The sequence below is a fragment of the Streptomyces sp. NPDC057654 genome (assembly GCF_042800135.1).
Classification (GTDB): Bacteria; Actinomycetota; Actinomycetes; order Streptomycetales; family Streptomycetaceae; genus Streptomyces.
Window position 1 is genome coordinate 1 of sequence record NZ_JBHVHQ010000829.1, and the last position, 3,833, is coordinate 3,833.

Consider the following 3,833-nt stretch of genomic DNA (forward strand, 5'->3'; position numbering starts at 1 on the left):
CGCCGAGGCGCGGTCCGCGAGCCGGTGCCCGGCCGGTACGACGAGCTTCAGCTCCTCCTCGTACAGCGGAAGCCACTCCCACTGGCCGCCGGCCGGTCGCGGGCCGGTGAGCGCCAGTTCCGCGGCGCCTTCCAGCAGCAGGTCCCGAACGTTCTCCGCGGATTCCTGATGCAGCGTCAGCCGAGCTTCCGGCCAGTCGCCTTGGTAGCCGGCGAGGAGTTCGGGCACCAGCCAGCCGCCGAGCGAGTGCACGAACGCCAGCCGCACGGCGTCCTCGGCGGGGGCGCGCAGGGCGGCGATACGGTCCTCGGCCGTCTCCAGCTCCTCCAGCGCGCGCCGGGCGTGCCGACGGTAGACGCGGCCGTAGTCGTTGAGCCGCAGCCGGTTGCGGTCCCGGTCGAACAGCGGGGCGCCGAGCCGCCGCTCCAGGCGGCCGATCGCGCGGGAGAGGGTGGGCTGTGAGACGCCGGCCAGCGCGGCGGCCTCGGTGACGTGTTCGGTCTCCGCCACCGCGAGGAACCAGCGCAGCTCGTCCATGCTCATCAGCACATTATGCAAGAGACGCATAAGGTGCTGCTCATCGCGGCATTTCTCTTTTTCGGCCGCCCCGGGGAGGGTGTTTTCCACGGGCGCCCGCATCGACCGTACGACTCACCGCACGTGACGCACGTGACGCACATGACGCACATGACGCACATGATTCATGGAGGCAAGCCGCATGTCTGAGCAGCCCACTGCACCCGCCGTTCCGGGCGACGCCGAGAAGGCCCGTATCGCCGAGCGCTTCCACACCGGTCTCACCACCGGCGACTGGGAGCTGATCCGCTCCCTGCTCACCGAGGACGCCGTCTGGACGCTGCCCGGCGACAACAAGATCTCCGGCACGGCCCGCGGCGCGGACGCGGTGATCGAGCGGGCCCGGCTCATCGCCGGCTACGGCGTGCATTTCGCGTTCGAACGCGTCCTGGTCAGCCGCGACAACCTGGCGCTCTCCCTGCACAACACCGCTTCCCGCGACGGGCGGGTACTGGACGAGTACCTGGCCACGGTCTGCTTTCTGCGCGACGGCCGGATCAGCGCGATCGAGACCTATCTTTCGGATGTGACGGGAATGAACGCCTTCTTCATCTGAAACACGGAATTCGTCCGAACTCCGCGATGTACCGGGACGCGCCGAATGCGCGCCTCCCCCGTTTCGCTCGCCGGTGGGATGCTGGGCGCATCCCTCGGGAAGGAGCTCCTCCGTGCTTCGTGTCGCGGTCGTCGGGTCAGGGCCGAGCGGGGTGTACACCGCTCAGGCGCTCGTCCAACAGGAGTCCGTGCCGGGGGTGACGGTGGACGTCCTGGACCGGCTGCCCTGTCCGTACGGTCTGGTGCGGTACGGCGTCGCCCCCGACCACGAGAAGATCAAGTCCCTTCAGAACAACCTGCGTTCGGTGCTGGAGCATCCACGCATCTCTTTTCTCGGCAATGTGCTGGTGGGGGACGCGGGGGTGCCCGCGCACCGGCTCCTGGACCTCTATCACGCGGTCGTCTACTGCGTGGGCGCCGGGACCGACCGGCGGCTCGGGGTGCCCGGCGAGGACCTGCCGGGCAGCTTCTCCGCCACGGAGTTCGTCTCCTGGTACAGCGCCCATCCGGACGCCCTGCCCGGCGGTTTCGTGCTCGGCGCGCGCTCCGCCGTCGTCATCGGGGTCGGCAATGTGGCGGTGGACGTGGCGCGCGTGCTGGCGCGCGGCTCCGAGGAGCTGCGTCCCACCGACGTGCCGGACGCCGCGCTGCGGGCCCTGGCCGGCAGCCGGGTCGCGGATATCCACCTGGTGGGGCGGCGGGGCCCGGCGCAGGCCAAGTTCACCACCAAGGAGCTGCGTGAACTGGGCGCGCTGCCGGGCGCGGAGGTGTCCGTACGGGGCGAAGAGGCCGCCCTGGACCCGGCGTTCGCCGACCCTTCGGGGCTGCCCGCCGCCAACCGGCGCAACGTGGACGTCGTCCGCGGCTGGTGCGAGGTTCCGCCCAGTGGTCTTCCCCGCCGCATTCGTCTGCGGTTCTTCCTGCGGCCGGTCGCCGTGCTCGGCGAGGACGCAGTGCGCGCCGTGCGCTTCGAGCGGACCGCGCCGGACGGGCACGGCGGCGTGGTCGGTACGGGCGTGTTCGAGGACATCGAGGCGCAGTTGGTCCTGCGGTCGGTGGGGTACCGGGGCGTGCCGCTGGCGGGGCTGCCGTTCGACGCGGAGCGCGGAACGGTGCCGCATGAGCAGGGGCGGGTACTGCGGGGCGGGGCGCCCTCCCCCGGCGAGTACGTCGCCGGGTGGATCAAGCGGGGCCCGACCGGGGTGATCGGCACCAACCGCTCCTGCGCCAAGGAGACGGTCGCCTCGCTCCTGGCGGATGCGGAGGCCCTGGCGGAACGTCGCCCGGCGGCCGATCCGCGGGCCGCGCTGCGGCGGTGCGGTCAGGCCGTGGTGGAGTGGCCGGGCTGGCTCGGCATCGAGGCGGCGGAGGCGGAGCTGGGGCGTGCGCTGGGGCGTACGACGGTGAAGATCGCCGACTGGGAGGGGCTGCTGACGGCCGCGAACGGGCGGGCGTGAGCGTAGACGGGCGTGAACAGGCGGGCGTGAGCGTAGGCGGGGGGAGCGTGGGCGGGCGTGAGCGGGCGTACGCGCCCCGCCCGCCGGCGACTCTCAGCCCTCGTCGGGCAGTTCCTCCCGGCGGCTGCCGCCCAGCCGCTCGTCCTGGTGGCTCGCGGCCGTCAGCACGCTGTCGAGCAGGCCGGGGAAGAGCACGTCCAGGTCGTCGCGGCGCAGCACGCTCATCTTGGCCGTGCCGCGGTAGATCTGGTTGATCACGCCGCTCTCGCGCAGCACGCGGAAGTGGTGCGTACTGGTCGACTTGGACACCGGCAGGTCGAAGACGGAACACGACTGCTCGGTGCCGGTTTCCGCCAGTGTCCGCACCATCCGCAGGCGCATCGGGTCGGAGAGCGCGTGGAGCACGTTCTCCAGCCGGATCTCCTCCGGCGCGGGGTGTTCGAGGGAGCGGCCGCCGGTCCGCGCTTGAGGCTGGGTCTGGGTCTGCACGGCTGCTCCTCCTGGCTGGTCGGCCCGCCCGATCCGCCGGTCGTCCGACTGTCGGGCCGTCGGCCCCATCAATGGTACGAGGCTCACCGTAATACGCGGGTTCGCGGGAATGCCGCCCCCGTTGGCGCAGACGGCACCAGCGGGGGCCCGCGCTCCGGGCTCGTACGCGGTTCCAGGACTCGTACGGTTCCAGGACTCGTACCGTTCCAAGGGCCGTACGGGTTCCGGGGCGCGTACGGCCAAAGTCCGTACGTACGCGCAGGTCCCATACGGCAAGGTCCCGTACGGCAGCCGTAGCCGTCAGTACGCGCGGGCGTACTGCACGGGGCGGCGCGGCTCGTCGCCCAGTTCGGCGGCGGCGCTGTTGATCCAGTAGGGGTCGCGCAGCAGTTCCCGGCCGAGGAGCACGACGTCCGCCTGGCCGCCCGCGAGGATCTCCTCCGCCTGCCGGGCCTCGGTGATCATGCCGACCGCGCCGACGGGCAGGTCCGTCTCCTCGCGCACCTTGGCGGCGTAGGGGACCTGGTAGCCCGGTCCGACGGGGATGACGGCCTTGGAGGCGTTGCCGCCGGTGGACACGTCGAGCAGGTCCACGCCGTGGGCCAGCAGGTCCTTGGCGAAGCGCACGGTCTCGTCGGCGGTCCAGCCCTCGCGCGGGTCCTCGGGGTTCTCCTCCAGCCAGTCGGTGGCGGAGATCCGGAAGAGCACGGGCAGTTCCTCGGGCCATACGGCCCGTACGGCGTCGACGACCTCCAG

General features: G+C 71.8%; 4 protein-coding genes and 1 pseudogene. 2 read left to right on the top strand and 3 right to left on the bottom strand.

The window, feature by feature from the left end; translation table 11 throughout:
* Positions 1-543 (bottom strand): LysR family transcriptional regulator (locus tag ACFU99_RS36650; protein ID WP_384400867.1); only part of this gene is annotated, 543 nt, incomplete at its 3' end.
* Between the two features lie 175 nt (positions 544-718).
* On the opposite strand from ACFU99_RS36650, the gene ACFU99_RS36655 reads away from it, so the two are divergent.
* A complete protein-coding gene (locus ACFU99_RS36655; protein ID WP_384400870.1) occupies positions 719-1,132 on the top strand; it encodes a nuclear transport factor 2 family protein in 414 nt (137 codons plus the stop codon).
* A gap of 112 nt (positions 1,133-1,244) precedes the next feature.
* A complete protein-coding gene (locus ACFU99_RS36660) occupies positions 1,245-2,588 on the top strand; it encodes an FAD-dependent oxidoreductase (protein ID WP_384400873.1) in 1,344 nt (447 codons plus the stop codon).
* Positions 2,589-2,681: 93 nt separating this feature from the next.
* On the opposite strand, the gene ACFU99_RS36665 is transcribed toward ACFU99_RS36660, so the two are convergent.
* Positions 2,682-3,077, bottom strand: coding sequence for an ArsR/SmtB family transcription factor (locus tag ACFU99_RS36665; RefSeq protein WP_384400876.1), 396 nt, complete (start codon positions 3,075-3,077; stop codon positions 2,682-2,684).
* A gap of 300 nt (positions 3,078-3,377) precedes the next feature.
* A pseudogene (locus ACFU99_RS36670) lies at positions 3,378-3,833 on the bottom strand (NADH:flavin oxidoreductase/NADH oxidase); the annotation flags it as partial.

Coding starts and splice junctions, on each gene's coding strand:
- ACFU99_RS36655 (WP_384400870.1), top strand. CDS start 719: ATGTCTGAGCAGCCCACTGCACCCGCCGTTCCGGGCGACGCCGAGAAG.